This window comes from Pseudomonas sp. LB1P83, from assembly GCF_054897885.1.
This window is the reverse complement of sequence record NZ_CM142709.1, coordinates 5718495-5740857: the sequence shown is the minus strand read 5'-3', so window position 1 is coordinate 5740857 and position 22363 is coordinate 5718495. Positions and strand designations below refer to the sequence as shown.

The following is a 22363-nucleotide window of genomic DNA, read 5'->3' as shown; positions in this document are numbered from 1 at the left end:
CAACGCAGCCTCGTGCCTCGGCAGCTGCTACAAGTCAGTGCTCGATATCGTGCTCGCGGCTGACCGTCCGTCGGCCATCCTTTGGTGAGAGCTGCGAGAAGATCGTCGCGGCCAGCATCGCCATGATTCCGACCGTTACAAATGTCAGCTGGAACGCGCCCAGCACCGTATCCACACCGTCATTGCCGATCTCTGCGGTAAAGCCGCCAAGCAAGGCTCCGGCACAGGCAACGCCGAGGCTCAGGGACAATTGCGCGACCACCGACAGCAGGCTGTTGCCGCTGCTGGCGCTGGCGTCGTCGAGGTCGATCAGGGGCACGGTGTTCATTGCGGTGAACTGCAAGGAGTTGATCGCGCCGAGAATCGCCAGCATCCCCAGCAGCAGCCAGTACGGCGTCTGTTCACTGACCAGGCCCATGCTCGCGAGCATCAGCCCCAGCGCCAGGGTGTTGCCGGTGAGCACGATGCGATAACCCAAGCGCTCGATTAGCGGTCGTGCCACCGACTTGGCGACCATCGCCGCAGCCGCCAGCGGCAACATGCTCATCCCGGCCTGGGACGGCGAGTAACCCAGCGCCACTTGCAGCAGCAACGGCACGAGGAACGGCAAGGCGCCGCTGCCCAGGCGGGCGAACAGGTTGCCCAGGATGCCCACGGCAAACGTTCGGGTCTTGAACAGCGAAGGCGCGAACAGCGGATTATCGATATGCCCGGCTCGCAACCAATACGCCGCCAGACACGCCATGCCACCGAACAGCAGCAACATCACGCGCAAGTGCGGCAGGTGCAGTTCGCCGAGGCCTTCCATGGCGATGGTGATCAGTACCATCGCCGCGCCAAACAGCAAGAAGCCGAGGCTGTCGAAACGCGTGCGTTCGCTGCCGCGCAGGTCGGGGATGAACCTCCACACGGCGTAGCAACCGACGGCGCCCACCGGCAGGTTGATCAGGAAGATCCAGTGCCAGGTCAGGTATTCGACCATCCAGCCGCCCATGGTCGGGCCGATCAACGGGCCGAGCAGACCGGGAATGGTGATGAAACCCATGATCCGCACCAGTTCCGAGCGTGGATAGGCGCGCAGCACCACCAACCGCCCGACCGGCAGCATCAGCGCACCGCCCAGGCCTTGGATCACCCGCGCGCCGATCAGCATGCTCAGGGTGCTCGACAACGCGCAGAGCAATGAGCCGAGGCTGAACAGCAGAATGGCGCCGAAGAAGATTTTCTTGGTGCCGAAACGGTCGGCGATCCAGCCGGAAGCGGGGATCAGCAACGCGACGGTGAGCATGTAGGCGATGATCACGCCCTGCATGCGCAGCGGATCTTCGGCCAAGTCCCGGGCCATGGCGGGCAGGGCGGTGTTGAGGATGGTCCCGTCGAGGGATTGCATGAAGAAAGCGATGGCGACGACCCACGGCACCCAGCGGGCGGTGACAGCGTCGAGAGGCAGGCGGTTGGGCATGGGACCTCTTGTCAGTGTGGGTCAGGAAATCCGTGGTGACTTCTTCGCGGGCAAGCCTCGCTCCTACAGGTTCAACATCGGCTGAGAAACCTTTGGCAACCCCCGATCCGTAGGAGCGAGGCTTGCCCGCGAAGCTTTTACAAGGTCAAGGTCAGCTTGCTGACAAGCGCCCCCGGCAGTAACGCCGACGCCGTTGCCCGCTGACTGTACGTGCTGGCCGACAACATCAGCTCGCGCTCTTCGGTTAACGCTTCCAGCTGTGAACCCAGCAAGCTGTAAGCACTGTCATCAAAGCGCATCGTGCTCACCGGTGCCTGAATCTCGCCGTTCTCGACCCAGAAGGTTGCAAACCGGGTCATGCCTGTCAGGCGCGCCGCCGGCTGGTCCGAGTAGTTCAGGTACCAGAGGTTGCTGATGTATAAACCGGTGCCCAGTTGCTTGAGGATCTCTGCGTCAGGCAACGTACCGGCAGCCATGTTCACTGCGCTCGGCATTTCACCGCCGCCGGCGCCGTTGGCGGTCAGGCCGTACTCGGCGGCACTGCGTGAGCTGACCATCTGCGCGCCAGCCTTGCCCTCGACGATCAAGCCAAGATCGCTGCGCGGATACCCTTCACCGGAAAACGCCGGGCTCAAGGATCCGCTGACCTTTTCATCGACCGATACCAACGGACTGAACGCACTGTCGCCCGCGTAAAGCTTCTGCAGCGGACTGTTTTTGCTGGCAATCGACTGTGCCGAGAAACCGCCCCAGCCGAGCATGTCCATGATTTCTCCCAAGGCCGCCGGCGCCAGGTAGGCGCGATACTGACCCGGCGCCAGGGTGCGTTGCGGCCTGCCCAGGAACGCCAACTGCTCGCGGGCCTGCGCAAAACGCTTGGCAAACCCTTCGCTGTTCCAGTCGTGCCCGGCGTAGCTGGCCTTCACCGCTTGGCCATTGTCGTGAAACAGGCTGAAATCGAAATTGAAGCTGTTGGCCTGATGCCATCCGAACGCGCCCGAAGAACTGGCGAAACCGCGACTGATCGGCCCGGCTGCATAGAAGCCCACCAGATCCAGCCCTTCGGCCGCCTGGGTGATTTCAGCGACCACTTGCTCGGTGTCCGGCAGCGGATGTTCCTGCACGTTCTTGCTCTGCCAGCCATTGTGGTTGAGCAGCAGGTACGGGTCCTGCGGCAGCAAAGGCAAGGTTTCGCGCAGCTGTTGCAGACCTTCGGCAAGCCGCTGAACGTCGACTTCTGCATCGCCGGCCAGCGTGATGTCGAGGTCGGCGTGCCGGCCATCGTTGATCAGTTTGAAACCGACGCTCGCTTGCTGAACCTGACCGGCCTGGCGCACCTTGGCGTGGTTGAAACGCACGAAGGCCGAGGACTCGGCGGCGTAGCTGAGGGTGAACTGTTCCGGCTCGCGAATCGCATCGCGCAGCCAGTTGACCAAAGCCTTGAACGACTCGGCCTGATTGTTCGACGTACTCATCAGGCGTCTCCCCCAAATACATCCACATTGCTGAACACGCAGGCCGGTGAGGCGTGGCCGACGCGAATCACCTGATTCGGTTCGCCCTTGCCGCAGTTCGGCGTGCCCAACACCTTGAAGGTGCTGGCGTCGCCGACGGCGCTGAGGCTTTTCCAGAAGTGCGCGGAAATCGCCCGGTAGTTCGGGTTTTTCACCACACCTTTGAGTTCGCCGTTTTCGATCAACTGAGCCCATTCACAACCGAACTGGAATTTGTTGCGCGCATCGTCGATGGACCACGAGCGGTTGGTCGACATCATGATGCCGTGTTCGATGTTGCCGATCAGTTGTTCCAGCGGCTGATCGCCGGGCTCGATATTCAAGTTGGCCATGCGGTCTATCGGCGGGCGATTCCAGCCACAGGCGCGGCTGTTGGCGACACCGTCCATGCCGGCTCGGAATTGCGACAGCGCGCCGCCCAACGGACGCAGCAGCAGGCCTTCTTTGATCAGGAATTGCTTGCTTGCGGCGGTGCCGTCGTCGTCATGGCCGTAGCTGGCGAGCTGCTCGGGGATGTCCGGGTCGAAGGTCACGTTCAGCAGTTTGGAGCCGTATTGCAGGCTGCCGAAGTCTTCTGCCTTGACGAAACTGGTGCCGGCGTAATTGCGTTCATCGCCGAGGATGCGGTCCAGTTCCAGCGGATGGCCGATGGACTCGTGGATCTGCAGCATCATCTGGTCGGGCATCAGCAACAGGTCGCGCTGACCTTGTGGAGTGTTGGGTGCCAGCAGCAATTGCAGCGCCTGATCGGCGATTTTCGGCCCGGCACCGACCAGGCCGCAGCGACTGATCACATCAAAGCCACCCTGCTGGCCGAAGTTCTCGCGGCCGAGGGTGCGAGTCTGGCTGTCGCTGCCGTCATAGGCGGTGACTTCCAGGCTCGGGTAGACGAAACGCTGGGCCTGACGCAGTTCGGCGCCAGCGCTGCTGAGGTAGATTTGCTCGACGTTGGTGATGCCGATGCTGACCTGCCAGTTCACCAGCCGCTCGTCCTTTGGCACGGACGCGGATTCGGCGCCGAGCAGTTGGTAGCAATCGCTCAGGGACGGGAAGGGTTGGTCGAGGTTCGGCGACAAGTAGTCGGCGCGGTCGCTGGAGACAATCTGCGCGCTCAGGTCGAGCAATGCGTGGGGCTTGAGTCGGCGGGCTTGCTGCTCGGCCTTTTCCAGCGCGGCTTGCAGGCCTTGTTGCGACAGGTCGTTGGTCGCGGCGTAGGCTTCGACGCCGTTGACGCGAACGGTCAGCATCGCGCCTTCGTCACGGCTCAGGCTTGGAGGTTCGGCGACGTTCTTGCGCACTGACAGGTACTGGCCGGACTCGCGCACATAACGCAGCGAAAAGAATTCAGCGCCCGTGCGCAAGGCAGCGAAGCGCTGCTTGAGCTGGGGGTGGAAATCGAACATTCGGGAACCTCCTTGGTATGGAGTGGCGGTGTAGCGGCGTTGCGAAGGGGGGTGAAACGTTTGCGTGGCGCTAGATTAGGCCGGGGCGGGGGTAGGATCAAGGGCGGAGCGGTGTAGGAGGGGATTACCGGGGTGTGTCAGGCATATATGTTTTGTTTGGTCAGGCCCCTTCGCGGGCAAGCCTCGCTCCTACAGGAGAATGCGATTCCTGTAGGAGCGAGGCTTGCCCGCGAAGGCCGCGACGCGGTGTAACGGTATTACTGAGCAGTAAGGCTCACATCACGCATCGGCTTGCCACGCACTGGCGCATCGCCGGCCACGTAGTAATCAGCCTTGCTACGCGGCAACGGCTGCCGACCACGAATCTTGTCCGCGATTTTCTCGGCGATCATGATCGTTGGCGCGTTCAGGTTGCCGGTGGTGATGATCGGCATGATCGAGGCATCGACCACACGCAAGGCTTGCATGCCATGCACACGACCTTCGCCATCGACCACGGCCATTTCGTCGGTGCCCATCTTGCACGAGCAGGACGGGTGGAACGCGGTTTCGGCGTGCTCGCGGATGAACTTGTCGAGCTGCTCATCGGTTTGCACGTCGATGCCCGGGCTGATTTCTCGGCCACGGAAAGCGTCCAGTGCCGGCTGCTGCATGATTTCACGGGTCAGGCGGATGCCATCGCGAAATTCCTGCCAGTCCTGCTCGGTGGCCATGTAGTTGAACAGGATGCTCGGGTACTCGCGCGGATCCTTGGACTTGGCCTGGATGCGACCGCGGCTTGGCGAGCGCATGGAACCCATGTGCGCCTGGAAACCGTGCTCTTTCACACCATTGCTGCCGTTGTAGTTAATCGCAACGGGCAGGAAGTGGTACTGAATGTTCGGCCAGTCGAATTCTTCGCGGGTACGGATAAAACCGCCGGCTTCGAACTGGTTGCTGGCGCCGATGCCGGTGCCGTTGAACAGCCACTCGGCACCGATGGCTGGCTGGTTGTACCAGAGCAGCGACGGGTACAGCGAGACCGGTTGGGTGCAGGCGTACTGCAGGTACAACTCGAGGTGATCCTGCAGGTTTTCGCCGACGCCTGGCAGGTCATGGACCACCGGGATGTCGAGTTTGTTCAGCAGTTCGGCCGGGCCGACACCGGAGCGTTGCAGAATCTGCGGCGACGCGATGGCGCCGGAGCACAGCAGCACTTCTTTGCGGGCGCGGGCTTCAACGCGCTCTTCAGCGGCGCCGATCAAGTAACGCACGCCTACGGCACGCTTGCCTTCGAACAGGATCTTGTCGGTCAGGGCGTGGGTGACGATGGTCAGGGTCGAGCGCTTCTTGGCGACGTCCAGGTAACCGCGAGCGGTGCTGGCGCGACGGCCGTTCGGCGTCACGGTACGGTCCATCGGGCCGAAGCCTTCTTGCTGGTAACCGTTCAAGTCTTCGGTGCGCGGGTAACCGGCTTGCACGCCTGCTTCAACCATCGCGTGGAACAGCGGGTTGTTGCCCGCTTTCGGGGTGGTCACGCTGACCGGACCGTCGCCACCGTGGTAGTCGTTAGGGCCGATGTCGCGGGTTTCGGCCTTGCGGAAATACGGCAGGCAGTTCAGGTAATCCCAGTCTTCCAGACCTGGCAATTTGGCCCAGTTGTCGTAGTCCATCGCGTTGCCGCGGATGTAGCACATGCCGTTGATCAGCGAAGAACCGCCGAGGCCCTTGCCGCGACCGCACTCCATCCTGCGACCGTCCATGTGTGGCTCTGGATCGGTTTCGTAGGCCCAGTTGTAGCGACGACCTTGCAGCGGGAACGCCAATGCCGCTGGCATTTGCGTGCGGAAATCCAAACGGTAGTCCGGGCCGCCTGCTTCGAGCAGCAGGACGGTGACGCCTTCGTCTTCAGTCAGACGGGTCGCCAGGGTGTTACCGGCCGAGCCGGCACCGATGATGATGTAATCGAATTCTTGGGACATAGGCCCTCCGGAGTTTCAAGCGGCAAGCTTCAAGCTGCAAGAGAGCAGCGAGCGGTGCTGAGATGGAGCGGCAAACCAAACTGCTTTTACTTGCAGCTTGAAGCTTGCCGCTTGTAGCTGGATCAGCTAATCAAAAAACCGAAACGTACTCACCCAGTTCGACTTGCACGGACTTAATGCGCGTGAAGTTGTTGAGAGAGCTGATCCCGTTCTCACGGCCCACGCCCGACTGCTTGTAGCCACCGACCGGCATCTTGGCGTCGGACTCGCCCCAGGCGTTGATCCAGCAGATACCGGCTTCCAGTTGATGAATCACGCGGTGAGCGCGGTTCAGGTCCTTGGTGACGACGCCAGCGGCCAGGCCGAAGTCGGTGTCGTTGGCACGACGGATCACTTCTTCTTCGGTGTCGTAAGTCAGGATCGCCATCACCGGGCCGAAGATTTCTTCGCGAACGATGGTCATCTCGTCGGTGCAGTCGGTGAACACGGTCGGTGCCACGAATGCGCCTTTGGCGAATTCGCCTTCGGTCAGACGGGAGCCGCCGCACAGAACGCGAGCGCCTTCTTCCTTACCTTTGGCGATGTAACCCAGCACGCTTTCCATGTGGGCGAAGCTGACCAGCGGGCCGAAATTGGTGTTTTCGTCTTCCGGGTTGCCGATGCGGATGCGCGCAACGCGCTCAGCGATCTTGGCTTCGAAAGCAGCTTTCAGGTGAGTCGGTACGAACACGCGAGTGCCGTTGGTGCAGACCTGACCGGAGCTGTAGAAGTTGGCCATCATCGCGGTGTCGGCGGCGCGATCGAGATCGGCGTCGTCAAAGATGATCAGTGGAGATTTGCCGCCCAGTTCCATGGTCACGTCTTTCAGCGAAGACGCGGAAGCGCTGGCCATGACCTTCTTGCCGGTGTCGGTGCCGCCGGTGAAGGAGATTTTTTCGATGCGTGGGTGCTCGGTTAGCCAGGTACCGACTTCACGGCCGCTGCCGGTCAGCACGTTGAACACGCCTGCTGGCAGGCCTGCTTCGGTGTAGATCTCGGCCAGTTTCAGCGTGGTCAGGGAAGTGACTTCGCTTGGCTTGAAGATCATCGCGTTACCGGCTGCCAGGGCAGGGGCGGATTTCCACAGGGCGATCTGGATCGGGTAGTTCCACGCGCCGATACCGGCCACAACGCCCAGTGGCTCGCGACGGGTGTAGACGAACGACGTGGTGCGCAGCGGGATCTGCTCGCCTTCGATGGCCGGAACCAAGCCTGCGTAGTATTCCAGCACGTCAGCACCGGTCACGATGTCGACATACTTGGTTTCGGAGAACGACTTGCCGGTGTCCAGGGTTTCCAGGGCGGCCAGTTCATCGTTGCGCTCGCGCAGGATGTCCACGGCACGACGCAGGATGCGCGAACGCTCCATGGCAGTCATCGCGGCCCAGATCTTCTGGCCTTTTTCGGCGCTGACAACGGCGCGCTCAACGTCTTCTTTGGTCGCACGTTGTACTTTTGCGAGGACTTCACCGTTAGCCGGGTTGATGGCTTCGAAAGTGGCGTCGCTGCTGGCGTCGCTGTAGCCGCCATCGATGTAGAGTTTTTGCAGTTCGAAACGGGCCATAAAGTCCTCGCAAGTGCATAAGTGGTTGGCGTTGGCCACCGGGCGTGCCCTATAGCTTTGGGCAACGCTGATCAGTGACGGTTCAGGGGTTGAGCGGTTATGTGTGCTCTAACTCACCTGCTTGGCCAGTTGAAAATCCATGTATTCGTAAGCGATCTGGTGCGCCTGCCCGGTGTCGAAAGCATCTCCCGACAGCGCGCCGCGCAACCACAAACCGTCAATGAGGGCTGCCAGGCCCCGGGCTGCACTGCGCGCGTCATCGAGCGGCAATACACGGCGGAACTGGCAGCACAGGTTGGAATACAGGCGGTGATCGTTGATCCGCTGCAACCTGTGCAAAGACGGGTGGTGCATGCTGGTGGCCCAGAAGGCCAGCCAGGTTTTCATTGCCGGGCCATTGACCTGGCTGGCGTCGAAGTTGCCTTCGATGATCACCTGCAGATGCGCCCGCGGGCTGTCATCTGTCAGCGCCTGACGGCGCGCGGTGACGTTCTCGCTGAGGACACTCATCAGGTACTGCGCCGTGGCAGCAATCAGGCCGTTCTTGTCCTGAAAATAGTGACTGATGATGCCATTCGAGACACCGGCCAAACGGGCGATCAGCGCAATGCTGGCGTCCCCCATTCCGACCTGATCGACGGCCTGCAATGTGGCTTCGATCAATTGCTGGCGGCGGATGGGTTGCATACCGACCTTGGGCATCTTGCACATCTCCTTAGGCCTTCCGATGGGCGTCAAACGTCTATCGGATTGAGGGCCAGTCTATTTTGTTTTGATTGAACGTTCAATCAACAAAGAATAAGATCTGCGACAAATCGTCGCTGCCTACAGGTTTTTCCTACGTGTAGTGGGCGGAAAAACGACATCCGAAATCGCTCGAAACCCACGCGCAATGGCGCTCCCGGGCTTCGGGCTTTTTTCGGGGTGTCTTTATATCACCCGTCGGTCGGCTGCCAACTAACCGATTAGTCGGGTACCGCGTTGCCTTGTGTTCTTCTCTCGCACTGCCTGGAGCATCTGTGCCATGAGTTCTGCCTCTCTTATAAAGACCCCACCCGAGAAGGTGACGGTCAACGGTTGGGTGTTCTACACCTCTACCGCGCTGATCCTGTTGTTGACCGCCATTCTGATCATCGCCCCGCAAGAGGCCGGCAGATTGCTCGGCATCGCCCAGGCCTGGTTGTCCCGCAGCTTCGGCTGGTACTACATGGTGGTGATCGCCGCCTATCTGGTATTCGTCGTTGGCCTGGCGTTTTCGTCCTACGGCAAACTCAAGCTGGGCAGCAAGGATGACACCCCGGACTTCAGCTACGGCGCCTGGGCGGGGATGCTGTTCTCGTCGGGTATCGGCATCTCGCTGTTGTACTTCGGTGCTTCCGAGCCGCTGGATCACTATTTCAACCCGCCGGAGGGTGTGGCCGCCAGCAACATGGCCGCACGTCAGGCTGTACAGCTGACGTTCCTGCACTGGGGCCTGCATGGCTGGGCGATCTACGCCTTGGTCGGTTTGGCCGTTGCTTACTTTGCCTACCGTCATAACCAGCCGCTGGCGTTGCGTTCGGCGCTGTACCCGCTGGTCGGCGAGCGTTGGGTCAAAGGCGCGGCCGGTCACGCGGTGGACGGCTTCGGCATGTTCGTGACCCTGCTGGGTCTGGTGACGAACCTGGGGATTGGTTCGCTGCAAGTGTCCTCGGGCCTTGAAAACCTGTTCGGCATGGAGCACAACAACACCAACCTGCTGATCGTGATCATCGTGATGAGCACCGTGGCGACCATCGCCGCCGTGTCCGGGGTGGAAAACGGCATTCGCCGTCTGTCCAACCTGAACATCGTGCTGTTCAGTGGCCTGCTGATTTTCGTGCTGCTGTTCGGCCCGACCCTGCACCTGCTCAACGGCTTCGTGCAGAACATCGGTGACTACCTCAACGGTATCGTGCTGAAAACCTTCGACCTCTATGTGTACGAAGGCAGTGGCGAGAAGAGTGAGCGTTGGATGGGCCTGTGGACCCTGTTCTACTGGGCGTGGTGGATTTCCTGGGCCCCATTCGTGGGCATGTTCATCGCGCGTATTTCCCGTGGCCGCACGGTGCGTGAACTGGTGGCCGGCGTGCTGCTGATTCCGCTGGGTTTCACCCTGGCGTGGCTGTCGATCTTCGGTAACTCGGCCCTGGACCTGGTGATGAACCATGGGGCGGTGGAGCTCGGGAAGACGGCGCTCGAACAGCCGTCGATGGCGATTTATCAATTGCTTGAGCATTACCCGGCGTCGAAGATTGTGATCGGCGTATCGATCTTCGTCGGTTTCGTGCTGTTCCTGACCCCGGCGGATTCCGGCGCGGTGATGATGGCCAACCTTTCCTGCAAGGGCGGCAATGTCGACGAAGATGCGCCGCATTGGCTGCGGATCTTCTGGTCGGCGGTGATCACGCTGGTGACCATCGGCCTGCTGTTCGCCGGTAACTTCGAAGCCATGCAAACCATGGTGGTGCTGGCCGGTCTGCCGTTCTCGGTGGTGCTGGTGTTCTTCATGTTCGGCTTGCACAAGGCCATGCGCCAGGACGTGCAGATCGAACAGGAGCAAGCGGAACTCGCCGCGCGCGGTCGTCGTGGTTTCAGCGAGCGTTTGACGCAGCTGGACCTGCAACCGAACCAGTCGATCGTTCAGCGTTTCATGGACAAGCAAGTCAGCCCGGCGCTGGAAGATGCGGCGGTGCAATTGCGTGGTCAGGGTCTGGACGTGCAAACGTTGCTGGGCAAGTCCAAGCGTTGCATGGGCGTGCGGATCGAGATGGAAGAGGGCAACCCTTTTGTCTACGAAGTGAGCCTGGATGGCTATCTGGCGGCGGCGAGCGACACGGTCTCGGCTGAAAGCGCTGATGAACCGCGTGCACGTTACTACCGCGCCGAGGTGTACCTGCACAACGGCAGCCAGGATTACGACTTGATGGGCTTCACTCAGGATCAGATCACCCGTGATGTGCTCGATCAGTTTGAAAGCCATCGGCAGCTCCTTGGCCGGGTTTATAGCTAAGTTGTGAATTGATGCGGTGTTTCGGTCTGAAGCACCGCGTCGAGTTCTTCGCGGGCAAGCCTCGCTCCTACAGGATTTGCGCGATCCCCTGTAGGAGCGAGGCTTGCCCGCGAAGGGGCCAGATGGGTCAATACACACCTACCCCGATACCCCATAAACAAAAACGCCGCGATCCTCTCGCGGCGTTTTTGTGTCTGCTGCCTTACCCCAGGTTCTTGCCGAGCAGCGCGTGGTACAGCTCGCTGTCACCCAGAATCCCGACCACCTTGTTGTTGTCGTGCAGCACCAGCTTGTTGCCCGTCTGATAACGAATCTGCAGCGCATCGCGCATGCCGATGTTCGAGTCCACCAGCGTCGGCCGACGACCCAGACCTTCAACCGCTTGCCCTGGAATCCAGTTCTGCAGGTCCAGGCTCGCACCGTTCTGGCGTGCGCCTTTGATGGTGTTGCCTTCGGCCAAGTCCAGCCACGAATCGCCGCCCGGATCGAGGCACACCGAACCGTTGATGCGTTTGCAGTTGTCCAGGGTGCGCATCAGGCTGCGACCGCACAGAACATTCAGCGGGTTGGTGTGCGCGACGAAGGTCCGCACGTAGTCGTCCGCCGGGTTCAGTACGATCTCTTCCGGCTTGCTGTACTGGACGATCCGACCGTCTTTCATAATGGCGATACGGCTGCCCAACTTCAGTGCTTCATCGAGGTCGTGGCTCACGAACACGATGGTTTTGTTCAGCTTGCTTTGCAGTTCCAGCAGTTCGTCTTGCAGGCCCTGGCGGATCAGTGGGTCGAGTGCCGAGAACGGTTCGTCCATCAGCAGGATGTCGGCGTCCATCGCCAGCGCGCGGGCCAGGCCCACACGTTGCTGCATGCCGCCGGAGAGCTCGTCGGGTTTCTTGTTGCGCCACTGGGTCAGGCCCACCAGCTCAAGCTTGTCGTCCACCAGTTTGCGCCGTTCTTTTTCCGGGCGACCCTGCATTTCCAGACCGAAACTGATGTTCTCGCGCACTGTCAGCCAAGGCATCAGGGCGAACTTCTGGAACACCATCGCGATGCGCTTGGTGCGCATCATTTTCAGTTCTGCCGGGGTGCAGGAAGCGATATCGATCTGCTTGCCTTCGTGCTCGACGAACAGCTTGCCGCGGCTGACGGTGTTGAGGCCGTTGATGCAGCGCAGCAGGCTCGATTTGCCGGAGCCGGACAGGCCCATCAATACGCAGATTTCACCTTTTTCGACGTCCAGGCTGGCTTTTTCAACGCCGACAATCTGCCCGGTCTTTTTCAGGATCTGGTCGCGGGTCATACCCTGGTCGAGAAGCTTGAGCGCCTCACGCGGGTCTTTGGAAAAGATTACGTCGACGTCTTCGAAGCGAATAATGCTCATGCGTCACCCCCTACTTTAGCGTCGGGTTGCTTGCAGATACGGTCGAGCATGATCGCCAGCAATACGATCGCCAGGCCGGCTTCGAAGCCCAAGGCGATATCAGCAGTGTTCAGTGCGTTGACCACGGGTTTGCCCAGGCCGTCGGCGCCCACCAGTGCCGCGATCACCACCATCGACAACGACAGCATGATGCACTGGGTGATGCCGGCCGCGATGCTTGGCATGGCGTAGGGCAGTTCGATGCGTGCGAGCAGTTGACGGCGAGAGCAGCCGAAGGCTTTGCCGGCGTCCATCAATTCTGCGGGAACATCACGGATACCCAGGTAAGTCAGGCGGATAGGCGCGGCAATCGCGAACACTACCGTCGAGATCAGACCCGGGACCACACCCAGACCGAAGAGGGTCAGGGTAGGAATGAGGTACACGAAGGTCGGCACGGTCTGCATCAGATCGAGCACCGGCCGCATCAGTGTGTAGAACATCGGTTTGTGCGCGGCGACGATGCCCAACGGCACGCCGATGACCACGCAGACCAGGGTGGCGAACAACACCTGGGCGAGGGTTTCCATGGTTTCCTGCCAGTACCCCAGATTGAGGATCAGCAGGAAGGAGGCGATGACAAAAACAGTCAGGCCCCACTTTCGTTGAATGAAGTGTGCCAGTAGCGCGATGAGGCCGATCAATGCCAGCGGGTTGAACCAGGTCAGCGCGAAAGTCACGCCGTGGATCATCGTTTCCAGTGACACGGCGATTGCGTCGAAGGTGTTGGCGCCGTGTTGCGTCAACCATTCAACGAAGCCCGCGATGTACTGGCCTAGAGGTATTTTCTGATCAATCAGCATGGTAGTGAACGTCCGCATGCAAGGAAATAAACAGCCCGGACGACCGAAGTCGTCCGGCGTAAGCGATGCTACTTAATTCAAGGCTGCGCGAGCTTGGCTTTCACGGCCTCCAGGCCTGGTTTACCGTCAATGGTGGTCACGCCAGCGAGCCAGGTATCGAGCACCTGTGGATTCTTTTTCAGCCAGGCCTTGGCGGCCGCGTCAGGCTTCATTTTGTCGTCCAGGACGTTGCCCATCAGCGTGCTTTCCATGTCGAGGGTGAACTGCAGGTTTTTCAGCAACTGACCCACGTTGCTGCATTCCTGGGCGTAACCCTTGCGGGTGTTGGTGAAGATGGTTGCCTGACCGAAATTCGGGCCGAAAAAGTCGTCGCCGCCAGTCAGGTATTTCATCTTGAAGCGCGTGTTCATCGGGTGTGGTTCCCAGCCCAGGAACACCACGGCGGTGTTGCGGCGCTGGGCGCGATCGACTTGCGAGAGCATGCCTGCCTCGCTGGACTCGACCACCTTGAAGCCGGCGTCTTTCAGGCCGAAGGCGTTCTTGTCGATCATGCTCTGGATCAGGCGGTTACCGTCGTTGCCTGGTTCGATGCCGTAGATCTTGCCGTCGAGTTCTTTCTTGAACTTGGCGATGTCGGCGAAATCTTTCAGACCCTTGTTATACAACTCTTCGGGCACGGCGAGTGTGTATTTTGCGTTTTCGAGGTTGGCGCGCAGGGTTTCCACGGTACCGGCATCGCGGTAGGCCTTGATGTCGTTTTCCATGGTCGGCATCCAGTTACCCAGAAACACGTCCATGTTCTTGCCGTCGGCCAGGGATTTGTAGGTCACCGGAACGGAAATCATCGTGGTTTTGGTTTTGTAGCCCAGGGCATCGAGAACGACGCTGGTGGTGGCGGTGGTGACAGTAATGTCAGTCCAGCCGACATCGGAGAAGTTTACGGTGCTGCACTGAGCGGGATCTGCAGCTTGAGCCAGCAACGGCAGACTCAGCATGGCGGCCAACAACAACGACGGGGAACCTTTCATGGATGGACTCCTTGGTGTTTTTTTTGGCAGTGTTCCGACTGGACCACCGCACTTATAGGTTGCGGTTGGATGGCGTTTTGGAGACTGCTCTACCACGGCGCCTTGCAATCGAGTCGATACGATCATGTACCAGTGAAAATCTGACGCCTACAGGGTGCGTCGTAACCAGTACAGGGATGGTCGCATCCAGTGTCGGTGACGTCGTTTACAGCTTTTTTCAGCCCCCTTTATCCCTCTGATCCGCAAAAAAACGGCGAAAACGCAGCGTAAAACGCCCGCGGCGTTGGTGAGCATGAGTGCGTCGGTGTGAGACGTCGAACGACACCGCAAAAGCCTGATGATGCGGCCATCTCGGCGGATTGCAGCTTGAGCGTAGCAGCTCCGTCACTGGGCGCTTTTGCGCCTGGAGTTGGCACATCCAGGAGTTCGGCAGTAATGGCTATCAGTGTTTTCGACCTGTTCAAAATCGGCATCGGCCCTTCCAGTTCGCACACCGTGGGACCGATGCGGGCCGCCGCGCTGTTCGTGCAAGGTTTGCGCGAGCAGGGTCTTTTGGAACAAGTGCGGCGCGTTGAAGTTCAGCTGTATGGGTCGCTGTCGGCCACCGGCATCGGTCACGGCAGCGACAACGCGGTGATCATGGGCCTGATGGGCGAGTGGCCGGACGCGATCGATCCGTCGCAAATCGGCATCCGTATCGAAACCCTGCGCGAGACCCACACGCTGTTGCTCGACGGTCGCCTGTCGGTGCCGTTTATCTGGGCTCGCGACATGCGCCTGATCGACGAAAACCTGCCATTTCACCCCAACGCCATGACCCTGATTGCCGAAGGCGATGACGGTGAGCTGCATCGCGACACCTACTATTCCATCGGCGGTGGTTTTGTCGTCGATGAGGCACAGGCTTCAAGCGGCGTGGTCGATCTGGATCGCACCGTGCTGCCTTACGATTTCTCCAGCGCCGTCGAGCTGCTCAGCCTCTGCAAGCAGCACAACTTGCGCGTTGCAGAGTTGATGATGGCCAACGAGAAAGTCTGGCGCAGCGAAGAGGAAATCCGCGCAGGCCTGATGACACTCTGGCGCGCCATGCAGGATTGCGTGGAGCAAGGCCTCAAGCACGAAGGCATCCTGCCCGGTGGGCTGAATGTGCGCCGTCGTGCGGCCAAGTTGCACCGCAGCCTGCAAGAGTTGGGCAAGCCAAACGTGATCGGGTCGACCTTGAGCGCCATGGAGTGGGTCAACCTGTTCGCCCTGGCGGTCAACGAAGAGAACGCTGCCGGCGGGCGTATGGTCACGGCGCCGACCAACGGCGCGGCGGGGATCATTCCGGCGGTGCTGCACTACTTTATGAAGTTCAGCGAGGTGGTGACCGACGCCAACGTGGTCGACTATTTCCTCAGTGCGGCGGCGGTAGGGATTCTGTGCAAGAAGAACGCTTCGATTTCCGGTGCGGAGGTTGGTTGTCAGGGCGAAGTCGGTTCAGCCTGCGCGATGGCGGCAGCAGGGTTGGCGGAGATTCTCGGCGCGACACCAGAACAGCTGTGCAACGCGGCGGAAATCGGCCTGGAACACAACCTCGGCCTGACCTGCGACCCGGTGGGCGGGCTGGTTCAAGTGCCGTGCATCGAGCGCAATGCGATTGCCGCAGTGAAAGCCATCAACGCGGCGCAGATGGCGTTGCGCGGCGATGGTCAGCACTTTATCTCGCTGGATCGGGTGATCCGCACCATGCGCGATACCGGCGCCGATATGCATGACAAATATAAAGAGACATCGCGGGGCGGGTTGGCGGTTAGCGCGGTTGAGTGCTGATACCGAGTTGACCTGTGGTGAGGGGATTTATCCCCGTTCGGCTGCGCAGCAGTCGTAGAGATTTTTGGGGACGCTTCGCGACCCAACGGGGATAAATCCCCTCGCCACAACAGACAGCATTGCACCACGCCAGACCAGTCAAAACTGCGCGCTAAGTGAACACCCGATTCAAAACGCGCCATGTTTTGGCGCGTCGCTTACAGATAAGCACCTTCACCCAGATCAGGGATCCAGGTTGGCCATTACCGCCTGTCACCTGTGCTTGCGGTGACACTCTCCGCCAGGTCGCTGTAGCCCTGTTCCCACAAGTGCTACCGATTTGCTCAAGCCCAACAGGGCAGAGCGCCTCCAGTCGATAATGGCACTTATAACCCCCACTCGCGACGTGGCTTATATAGACACGCCGCGACGTCGTTTTCAGGAGTTATTGAATGGCCATTCAACTTTAGGCATGGCAATTGCTCTGTCATTACAAAGCCCGTCTCCCACGCGAGAACGATGGCAATAACAAGAGCCTCCGCCTGAGGCCATCACCCGCTTTGTGTGAGGAGATACCGCGATGACGACGTCCAACTCCGGGGCCCAACCCCAGAACCGTGCGCCTCAATCCATCGGCTTTCTGCTGTTGGACAATTTCACGCTTATTTCTCTGGCCTCCGCAGTAGAACCCCTGCGTATGGCCAACCAATTGTCCGGTCGCGAGCTGTATCGCTGGACCACACTCACCGTCGATGGCGGTCAAGTCTGGGCCAGTGACGGTCTGCAGATCACCCCCGATTGCTCCATGCACAAAGCGCCCCCTCTGGACACCATCATTGTCTGCGGCGGCATCGGCATCCAGCGCACCGTTACCCGCGAACACGTGTCGTGGCTGCAAAGCCAGGCGCGTCAGTCCCGCCGTCTCGGCGCGGTCTGCACCGGCAGCTGGGCCCTGGCCTGCGCCGGCCTGCTGGACGGTTTTGATTGCAGCGTGCACTGGGAATGCCTGGCCTCGATGCAGGAAGCGTTCCCGCGTGTGGCCATGAGCACGCGCTTGTTCACCCTCGACCGTAACCGTTTCACCAGTTCCGGCGGCACCGCGCCGCTGGACATGATGCTGCACCTGATCAGCCGCGATCACGGCCGTGAATTGTCCGCCGCGATCTCGGAAATGTTTGTCTACGAGCGCATCCGCAATGAGCAGGATCACCAGCGCGTGCCGCTCAAGCACATGCTCGGCACCAACCAGCCGAAGCTGCAGGAAATCGTTGCGCTGATGGAAGCCAACCTGGAAGAGCCGATCGACCTCGACGAACTGGCGGTATATGTCGCTGTTTCGCGCCGTCAGCTGGAGCGCCTGTTCCAGAAGTATCTGCACTGCTCGCCGTCGCGTTACTACCTCAAACTGCGCCTGATCCGTGCCAGGCAGCTGCTCAAGCAAACGCCGATGTCGATCATCGAAGTGGCGTCGGTCTGTGGCTTCGTGTCCACGCCGCACTTCTCCAAGTGCTACCGCGAATACTTCGGCATTCCGCCGCGTGACGAGCGCGTAGGTTCCAACACCACGCAACAAGTGGCGATGATGCCGCTGCCGCAAGCGCTGGTGCTGTCGCCTTTGTCCGGGCCGTTGTCGGCGTTGAGTCAGGCTCGTAACGAGTCGACGTTCGCTAGCGTAAGGCTCTAAACCGTTGTGGCGAGGGAGCTTGCTCCCGCTGGGCTGCGAAGCAGCCCCCAAAACCAGTAAATACATTCCTTCAGACAGATAGCATTTGCTGGTTTTGCGACCGCTTCGCGCTCGAACGGGAGCAAGCTCCCTCGCCACAGATCAGGCGCTACGACTCTGCTGATACTCCGCCAACGCAGGCAGCAACTGCCTGTCAATGGCCTGGCGCACGGCCGGCAGGATGGTCGCGCTGCTGGTGTACATCTGCTTGACCATGGTCCGCAGTTCCATTGCCCGCTCGTTGTTCAAACCCCGTACCGCGCATTCGCAGGCCTGCTCAGCGGTGGCGCCAGGGGGCACGGCAAATCCCAACGCCTTGAGCTGGCCCAGCAGGTCTTCCTGGTCTATCAAATCGGCGTACATCATGACGCAATCCTTCTTCAGGGAACGGTGTCGTGGCTCGATTCTCGTAGGGGCCGTGGGTGTCGGCAAGGACGATTTGTCGCAATGGCCGCGATACCTATGAACAGGTCGTTTTCGGCTAACTTGCCAGAGGTGAGAGTGGGCACACTGGATTCAGCTGGCTTCACGAAGGTTTGGTCACCCTCGCGCAACGGCTCCTCAACAGTACCCTCCTCAGCTCCGATCTTGTCACGGCTTGATCGGGGTTTTTTTTGCCTGTGAATCAGGGAGATATGGGGTGTCTGGGCTGGAGCCTTCGCGGGCAAGCCTCGCTCCTACAGGGATCGCGTGGTCTTCTGTAGGAGCGAGGCTTGCCCGCGAAGAACGATGCCGCGGTCAACGCTGTAAAACGAGGATCCGCGACAGCAATTCATCACGGTCGACATAACAACCCTGGAAATGCCGGGCACCGCTGGCGGGGTCGAAGGCGTTGCGGGCGTGGAGGGTGCGGCGGTTGTCGAAGCACCACAACTCGCCGGGATTGAGCCGCGTCATCACCCGGAATCGTGCTTCGCGGGTCATCGCAATAAAGCGGCGATAGGCGTGGTAAAGCTTGGGCATGTCCTCGATCGACGCATCAAATGGCCCACGCAGAAAGTTCGCCATGCGGATCTCCGAGACCTGCCCCAACGCATCCAGGGCGATGATCGACGCCAGGCAGCGGTAGTCGCTGTGGCGGTCCTTGTTGCGGAACTCCACGGGGATTTCACACAGGGCTTTGAACGACTCGGGATCTTCCTCGCGCAACGCTTGGGCGATGGCAAAGCCGTCGACGAATATACTTTCGCCACCGTCGGCGTCATTGACGAGGCAATGCAGAAATTGCAGCCCCGGTTGCAACTCTCGGGTCGGCAAGTCGCTGTGCAACGGAAGGTTGAAGGCGGTGTAGGCGTTGCTGTCGGCATCGGCCTTGGATTGCACGTTGAACAGCACGCCGAAATTGCTCTCGCGGATGAAGGAAATCCGCTGGGCAATCAGCTTCAGTGAGCCGGGTTCGGTGGGCACGCCGCGCACTTGAGTGAGGCCGATATCGCGCACTGCCAGCAGCCATTGCAGCAAGGCGTCGTTGTCGTTCATCAGCGCCTGGTATTCGAACACTGGCAGCTGTAAGTCGCTTTTCCACAGCCTGGGTTTTGGCTTGCCGGCCCGACGTTCGGCGCGGGACTCTTCGTCATAGGCGTGAGCGCGTAACCAGCCCGGATCGAAGCGGCTGAGGTGGCCGTCCTGCCATTCGACGCTAAGGCAACCATCGGCATCGACGTTTGCCGCTGTCGGCGTCAGGTCTTCTGCGACGTCGACGATTTCCAGCACTTGCTCGCGGGTCACGGTGTAGACGCATAGCGGGCACGGGCAGTTGTCCCGCAGCCATTGATGATGAAAGGGACTGACCCGACCGTCGGCCCACTTCACTTGAATGCGATCCGCCAGGGTGTGCACGGCGGTCAACGCGCTGATCAACGGGTAGGTACGGAAGTCGGCAAAAGCGGCGGTGTTCAATGGCGATCTCCTTGTTATTTTTTAGGGGGTAATGCGATCACTCGGCCGATGTAGGCGGGGGCGGGCAAGTCGGTTTGTTCGGCGATGATGGCTTGCAGCTTGCTTAAGGTGTCTTCGCTGAAGGGCGCGGATCGTGGCCCGTCGAGGTCGACGTGCAGCAGCATTTGTTCGTTGCCTGCCAGTTCCTTGTCATCGCCGACCCGATGCAGGCTGTGATAGAGGTGCAGGCGTTTGCTGTCGTGGCCGATGATTTGGGTGTGCACTTCGACGTCGGCGTCGAGCTTCACTTCGTGCAGGTAATTGAGGTGCAGTTCGAGGGTGAACAGCGAATTGCCGCTGGCTTCGCGGTTGTTGCTGTCCATTCCCAGGCGATCCATCAGCGCGTCGGTGGCGTAGCTGAAAATCAGCAGGTAGAAGGCATCGCGCAGGTGGCCGTTGTAGTCGACCCAGTCGGGGATGATTCGGGTTTGGTAGGTGGTGAGGGTGGGCATGATGGGTGTCCGCTTGAGGATTTGGTTGTAATTCAAGATCCACCCCTCACCCCAGCCCTCTCCCCATAGGGGAGAGGGGGAAAGGGGGCAGATCTGCGTTGCGGTCAGAACCTGAGTTCGACGCGATATCTCAGGTCGATGTAGCTCTAAGAACACCTCGGTCAGTCCCCTCTACCCCTTGGGGAGAGGGTTAGGGTGAGGGGTGGATCTCAAGCAAGCTGCAATTACTCACTAAACGCCATCCCATGCTTCTCTTTGGTAGTCTTCACCGCCTCCAGCACCGCCAGCAAGCAATCATCACGATAGCGCTCCAGCGCGGAAATGCTGTGTTTGCCCAGTTGATCACTGGTGCCGTCCACCACGTCATCAATCAACTTGTCGGTCAGTTCCGGGGCTGGCAGGTATGTCCACGGCAACTGCAACGCCGGGCCGAACTGCGCCATGAAGTGCCGCATCCCCGCATCGCCGCCCGCCAGGGTGTAGGTCAGGAACGTGCCCATGAACGACCAGCGCAAACCCGCGCCAAAGCGGATCGCATCGTCAATTTCGCCAGTGGTCGCCACACCGTCGTTAACCAGGTGCAGCGCCTCACGCCACAGCGCTTCGAGCAAGCGGTCGGCGATAAACCCCGGTACTTCCTTGCGCACATGCAGCGGACGCATCCCCAGGGATTCATACACTTTCATCGCGGCTTGAACCGCTTCAGGCGCCGTGTTTTTGCCTCCGACCACTTCCACCAGCGGCAGCAGGTAAACCGGGTTGAACGGGTGGCCGACGACGCAGCGTTCCGGGTGCGTCGAGCTCTCGTAAAACTCGCTTGGCAACAGACCCGAAGTGCTGGAGCCGATCAGCGCATTCGGCTTGGCCGCCGCGCTGATTTTGCTGTGCAGTTCCAGTTTCAGATCGAGGCGTTCCGGGGCGCTTTCCTGAATGAAATCCGCGTCGCGAACGCACTCTTCAATGGTTGCGACGAAGCGTAGCCGATTCTGCGAGGCGCCAGGCGCCAGGCCTTGCTTCTCCAGCGCACCCCAGGCATTGGCGACGCGTTTGCGCAGCGCGGCTTCGGCACCGGGCGCCGGGTCCCAGGCGACAACGTCGAGGCCGTGGGCGAGGGCGCGGGATACCCAACCGCTGCCGATGACACCGCTGCCTAACGCTGCGAAGGTTTTGATTTCGGTGATAAAAGTCATGGCAACTTCCTGAAAGAATTCGGTGATCCCTGTAGGAGCGAAGCTTGCTCGCGAAGACGGTGTTTCAGCCACAGATTATGCGGCGGATGTACCGGCCTCTTCGCGGGCAAGCCTCGCTCCTACAGGTTTTGTGTTTGGGGTTAACCGCGCTTGGTCAGGCCCATTTTTGCCCGGCCTTCCGCCGGCGTCAGAACGCGGGCGCCGAGGCGGCTGAGGATCTCCGAAGCGCGTTCGACCAGTTGGCCGTTGGTCGCCAGCACGCCCTTGTCCAGCCAGATGTTGTCCTCCAGACCGACCCGCACGTTGCCGCCGAGCAGCACTGCTTGCGCGGCCATCGGCATCTGCATGCGACCGATGCCGAAACCGGCCCACACCGCATTCGCGGGCAGGTTGTCGACCATGGCTTTCATGGTGGTGGTGTCGGCCGGTGCGCCCCACGGGATGCCCAGGCACAGCTGGAACAGCGGGTCGTCGAGCAAGCCTTCTTTGATCAGCTGTTTGGCGAACCACAGGTGACCGGTGTCGAAGATTTCCAGCTCGGCTTTCACGCCCAGCTCTTGAATACGTTTGGCACCAGCGCGCAACTGAGCAGGGGTGGACACGTAAATGGTGTCGCCGTCGCCGAAGTTCAGGGTGCCGCAATCGAGGGTGCAGATTTCCGGTAGCAGTTCTTCAACGTGAGCCAGGCGGGTCAACGGGCCGACCAGATCGGTGTTCGGGCCAAACTCCATCGGGTTCTCGCCCGCACCGATTTCCAGGTCGCCGCCCATGCCAGCGGTGAGGTTGACGATGATGTCGACGTCGGCCTCGCGGATGCGCTCCATCACTTCGCGATACAGCGCCACATCACGGCTGAATTTGCCGGTTTCGGGGTTGCGCACGTGGCAGTGAACGACGGTGGCGCCGGCCTTGGCGGCTTCTATCGCGGCGGCGGCGATTTGTTTCGGGGTGACCGGCACATGTGGGCTCTTGCTGGTCGTGTCGCCAGCACCGGTAAGTGCGCAGGTGATGATGACGTCGTGGTTCATGAGGCGGTTTCCTTGC

General features: G+C 60.4%; 17 protein-coding genes. 3 read left to right on the top strand and 14 right to left on the bottom strand.

The window, feature by feature from the left end:
* Positions 1-34: 34 nt before the first annotated feature.
* From mdtD to betI, 6 genes are all read right to left on the bottom strand, one after another.
* On the bottom strand, positions 35-1462 hold the full coding sequence (gene mdtD / locus ACYZTY_RS26375) for a multidrug transporter subunit MdtD (protein ID WP_461956073.1): 1428 nt from the start codon (positions 1460-1462) through the stop codon (positions 35-37).
* Between the two features lie 137 nt (positions 1463-1599).
* Positions 1600-2937 (bottom strand): TldD/PmbA family protein, encoded by a 1338-nt coding sequence (locus ACYZTY_RS26370; protein WP_461956072.1) that lies wholly within the window; start codon positions 2935-2937, stop codon positions 1600-1602.
* Entirely contained in the window at positions 2937-4379 is a 1443-nt protein-coding gene (locus ACYZTY_RS26365; RefSeq protein WP_461956071.1) for a TldD/PmbA family protein, read from the bottom strand. The genes ACYZTY_RS26370 and ACYZTY_RS26365 overlap by 1 nt, the downstream gene beginning before the upstream one ends.
* 257 nt (positions 4380-4636) lie before the next feature.
* On the bottom strand, positions 4637-6340 hold the full coding sequence (betA, locus tag ACYZTY_RS26360; protein ID WP_461956070.1) for a choline dehydrogenase: 1704 nt from the start codon (positions 6338-6340) through the stop codon (positions 4637-4639).
* Positions 6341-6470: 130 nt separating this feature from the next.
* Positions 6471-7943 carry a betaine-aldehyde dehydrogenase gene (gene betB, locus ACYZTY_RS26355; protein WP_461956069.1) on the bottom strand — a complete coding sequence of 491 codons (1473 nt, stop codon included), beginning with the start codon at positions 7941-7943 and terminating at the stop codon, positions 6471-6473.
* 108 nt (positions 7944-8051) lie between these two features.
* A complete protein-coding gene (gene betI / locus ACYZTY_RS26350) occupies positions 8052-8645 on the bottom strand; it encodes a transcriptional regulator BetI (RefSeq protein WP_461956068.1) in 594 nt (197 codons plus the stop codon).
* A gap of 379 nt (positions 8646-9024) precedes the next feature.
* On the opposite strand from betI, the gene ACYZTY_RS26345 reads away from it, so the two are divergent.
* Entirely contained in the window at positions 9025-10974 is a 1950-nt protein-coding gene (locus ACYZTY_RS26345; RefSeq protein WP_461959401.1) for a BCCT family transporter, read from the top strand.
* Between the two features lie 202 nt (positions 10975-11176).
* Here the strand turns inward: ACYZTY_RS26345 and choV are convergent, their stop codons facing one another.
* The 3 genes from choV to ACYZTY_RS26330 all read right to left on the bottom strand — a co-directional run bounded on the left by choV (position 11177) and on the right by ACYZTY_RS26330 (position 14225).
* Positions 11177-12355 carry a choline ABC transporter ATP-binding protein gene (gene choV, locus ACYZTY_RS26340; RefSeq protein WP_131060629.1) on the bottom strand — a complete coding sequence of 393 codons (1179 nt, stop codon included), beginning with the start codon at positions 12353-12355 and terminating at the stop codon, positions 11177-11179.
* A complete protein-coding gene (gene choW, locus ACYZTY_RS26335) occupies positions 12352-13197 on the bottom strand; it encodes a choline ABC transporter permease subunit (protein WP_109635476.1) in 846 nt (281 codons plus the stop codon). Before choW ends, choV begins: the two co-directional genes overlap by 4 nt.
* Before the next feature lie 77 nt (positions 13198-13274).
* Positions 13275-14225, bottom strand: coding sequence for a choline ABC transporter substrate-binding protein (locus tag ACYZTY_RS26330; RefSeq protein ID WP_461956067.1), 951 nt, complete (start codon positions 14223-14225; stop codon positions 13275-13277).
* 435 nt (positions 14226-14660) lie between these two features.
* Between ACYZTY_RS26330 and ACYZTY_RS26325 the strand changes: the two genes are divergently transcribed.
* Entirely contained in the window at positions 14661-16037 is a 1377-nt protein-coding gene (locus ACYZTY_RS26325) for an L-serine ammonia-lyase (protein ID WP_461956066.1), read from the top strand.
* Between the two features lie 559 nt (positions 16038-16596).
* Complete coding sequence (gene gbdR, locus ACYZTY_RS26320) at positions 16597-17700, top strand: choline metabolism transcriptional regulator GbdR (protein ID WP_438658982.1); 1104 nt, start codon at positions 16597-16599, stop codon at positions 17698-17700.
* A 141-nt stretch (positions 17701-17841) separates the two neighbouring features.
* Here gbdR and ACYZTY_RS26315 read toward each other — a convergent pair whose 3' ends face one another.
* The 5 genes from ACYZTY_RS26315 to ACYZTY_RS26295 form a co-directional block, all read right to left on the bottom strand.
* A complete protein-coding gene (locus ACYZTY_RS26315; protein WP_046045296.1) occupies positions 17842-18105 on the bottom strand; it encodes a hypothetical protein in 264 nt (87 codons plus the stop codon).
* 372 nt (positions 18106-18477) lie between these two features.
* The gene (locus ACYZTY_RS26310; protein ID WP_461956065.1) at positions 18478-19638 is read right to left on the bottom strand and encodes a gamma-butyrobetaine dioxygenase; all 1161 of its coding nucleotides are present in this window, start codon (positions 19636-19638) and stop codon (positions 18478-18480) included.
* Between the two features lie 14 nt (positions 19639-19652).
* Positions 19653-20129: a thioesterase family protein gene (locus ACYZTY_RS26305; protein WP_461956064.1), complete on the bottom strand. Its 477-nt coding sequence runs from the start codon at positions 20127-20129 to the stop codon at positions 19653-19655.
* A 224-nt stretch (positions 20130-20353) separates the two neighbouring features.
* On the bottom strand, positions 20354-21319 hold the full coding sequence (locus tag ACYZTY_RS26300) for an L-carnitine dehydrogenase (RefSeq protein ID WP_461956063.1): 966 nt from the start codon (positions 21317-21319) through the stop codon (positions 20354-20356).
* A 140-nt stretch (positions 21320-21459) separates the two neighbouring features.
* Positions 21460-22347 carry a beta-keto acid cleavage family enzyme gene (locus ACYZTY_RS26295; RefSeq protein WP_461956062.1) on the bottom strand — a complete coding sequence of 296 codons (888 nt, stop codon included), beginning with the start codon at positions 22345-22347 and terminating at the stop codon, positions 21460-21462.
* Positions 22348-22363: the final 16 nt, after the last annotated feature.

Bases quoted from the DNA above. Each gene is read 5' to 3' on its own strand.
- mdtD (WP_461956073.1), bottom strand. From the start codon at position 1,462: ATGCCCAACCGCCTGCCTCTCGACGCTGTCACCGCCCGCTGGGTGCCG.
- ACYZTY_RS26370 (WP_461956072.1), bottom strand. From the start codon at position 2,937: ATGAGTACGTCGAACAATCAGGCCGAGTCGTTCAAGGCTTTGGTCAAC.
- ACYZTY_RS26365 (WP_461956071.1), bottom strand. From the start codon at position 4,379: ATGTTCGATTTCCACCCCCAGCTCAAGCAGCGCTTCGCTGCCTTGCGC.
- betA (WP_461956070.1), bottom strand. From the start codon at position 6,340: ATGTCCCAAGAATTCGATTACATCATCATCGGTGCCGGCTCGGCCGGT.
- betB (WP_461956069.1), bottom strand. From the start codon at position 7,943: ATGGCCCGTTTCGAACTGCAAAAACTCTACATCGATGGCGGCTACAGC.
- betI (WP_461956068.1), bottom strand. From the start codon at position 8,645: ATGCCCAAGGTCGGTATGCAACCCATCCGCCGCCAGCAATTGATCGAA.
- choV (WP_131060629.1), bottom strand. From the start codon at position 12,355: ATGAGCATTATTCGCTTCGAAGACGTCGACGTAATCTTTTCCAAAGAC.
- choW (WP_109635476.1), bottom strand. From the start codon at position 13,197: ATGCTGATTGATCAGAAAATACCTCTAGGCCAGTACATCGCGGGCTTC.
- ACYZTY_RS26330 (WP_461956067.1), bottom strand. From the start codon at position 14,225: ATGAAAGGTTCCCCGTCGTTGTTGTTGGCCGCCATGCTGAGTCTGCCG.
- ACYZTY_RS26325 (WP_461956066.1), top strand. From the start codon at position 14,661: ATGGCTATCAGTGTTTTCGACCTGTTCAAAATCGGCATCGGCCCTTCC.
- gbdR (WP_438658982.1), top strand. From the start codon at position 16,597: ATGACGACGTCCAACTCCGGGGCCCAACCCCAGAACCGTGCGCCTCAA.
- ACYZTY_RS26315 (WP_046045296.1), bottom strand. From the start codon at position 18,105: ATGATGTACGCCGATTTGATAGACCAGGAAGACCTGCTGGGCCAGCTC.
- ACYZTY_RS26305 (WP_461956064.1), bottom strand. From the start codon at position 20,129: ATGCCCACCCTCACCACCTACCAAACCCGAATCATCCCCGACTGGGTC.
- ACYZTY_RS26300 (WP_461956063.1), bottom strand. From the start codon at position 21,319: ATGACTTTTATCACCGAAATCAAAACCTTCGCAGCGTTAGGCAGCGGT.
- ACYZTY_RS26295 (WP_461956062.1), bottom strand. From the start codon at position 22,347: ATGAACCACGACGTCATCATCACCTGCGCACTTACCGGTGCTGGCGAC.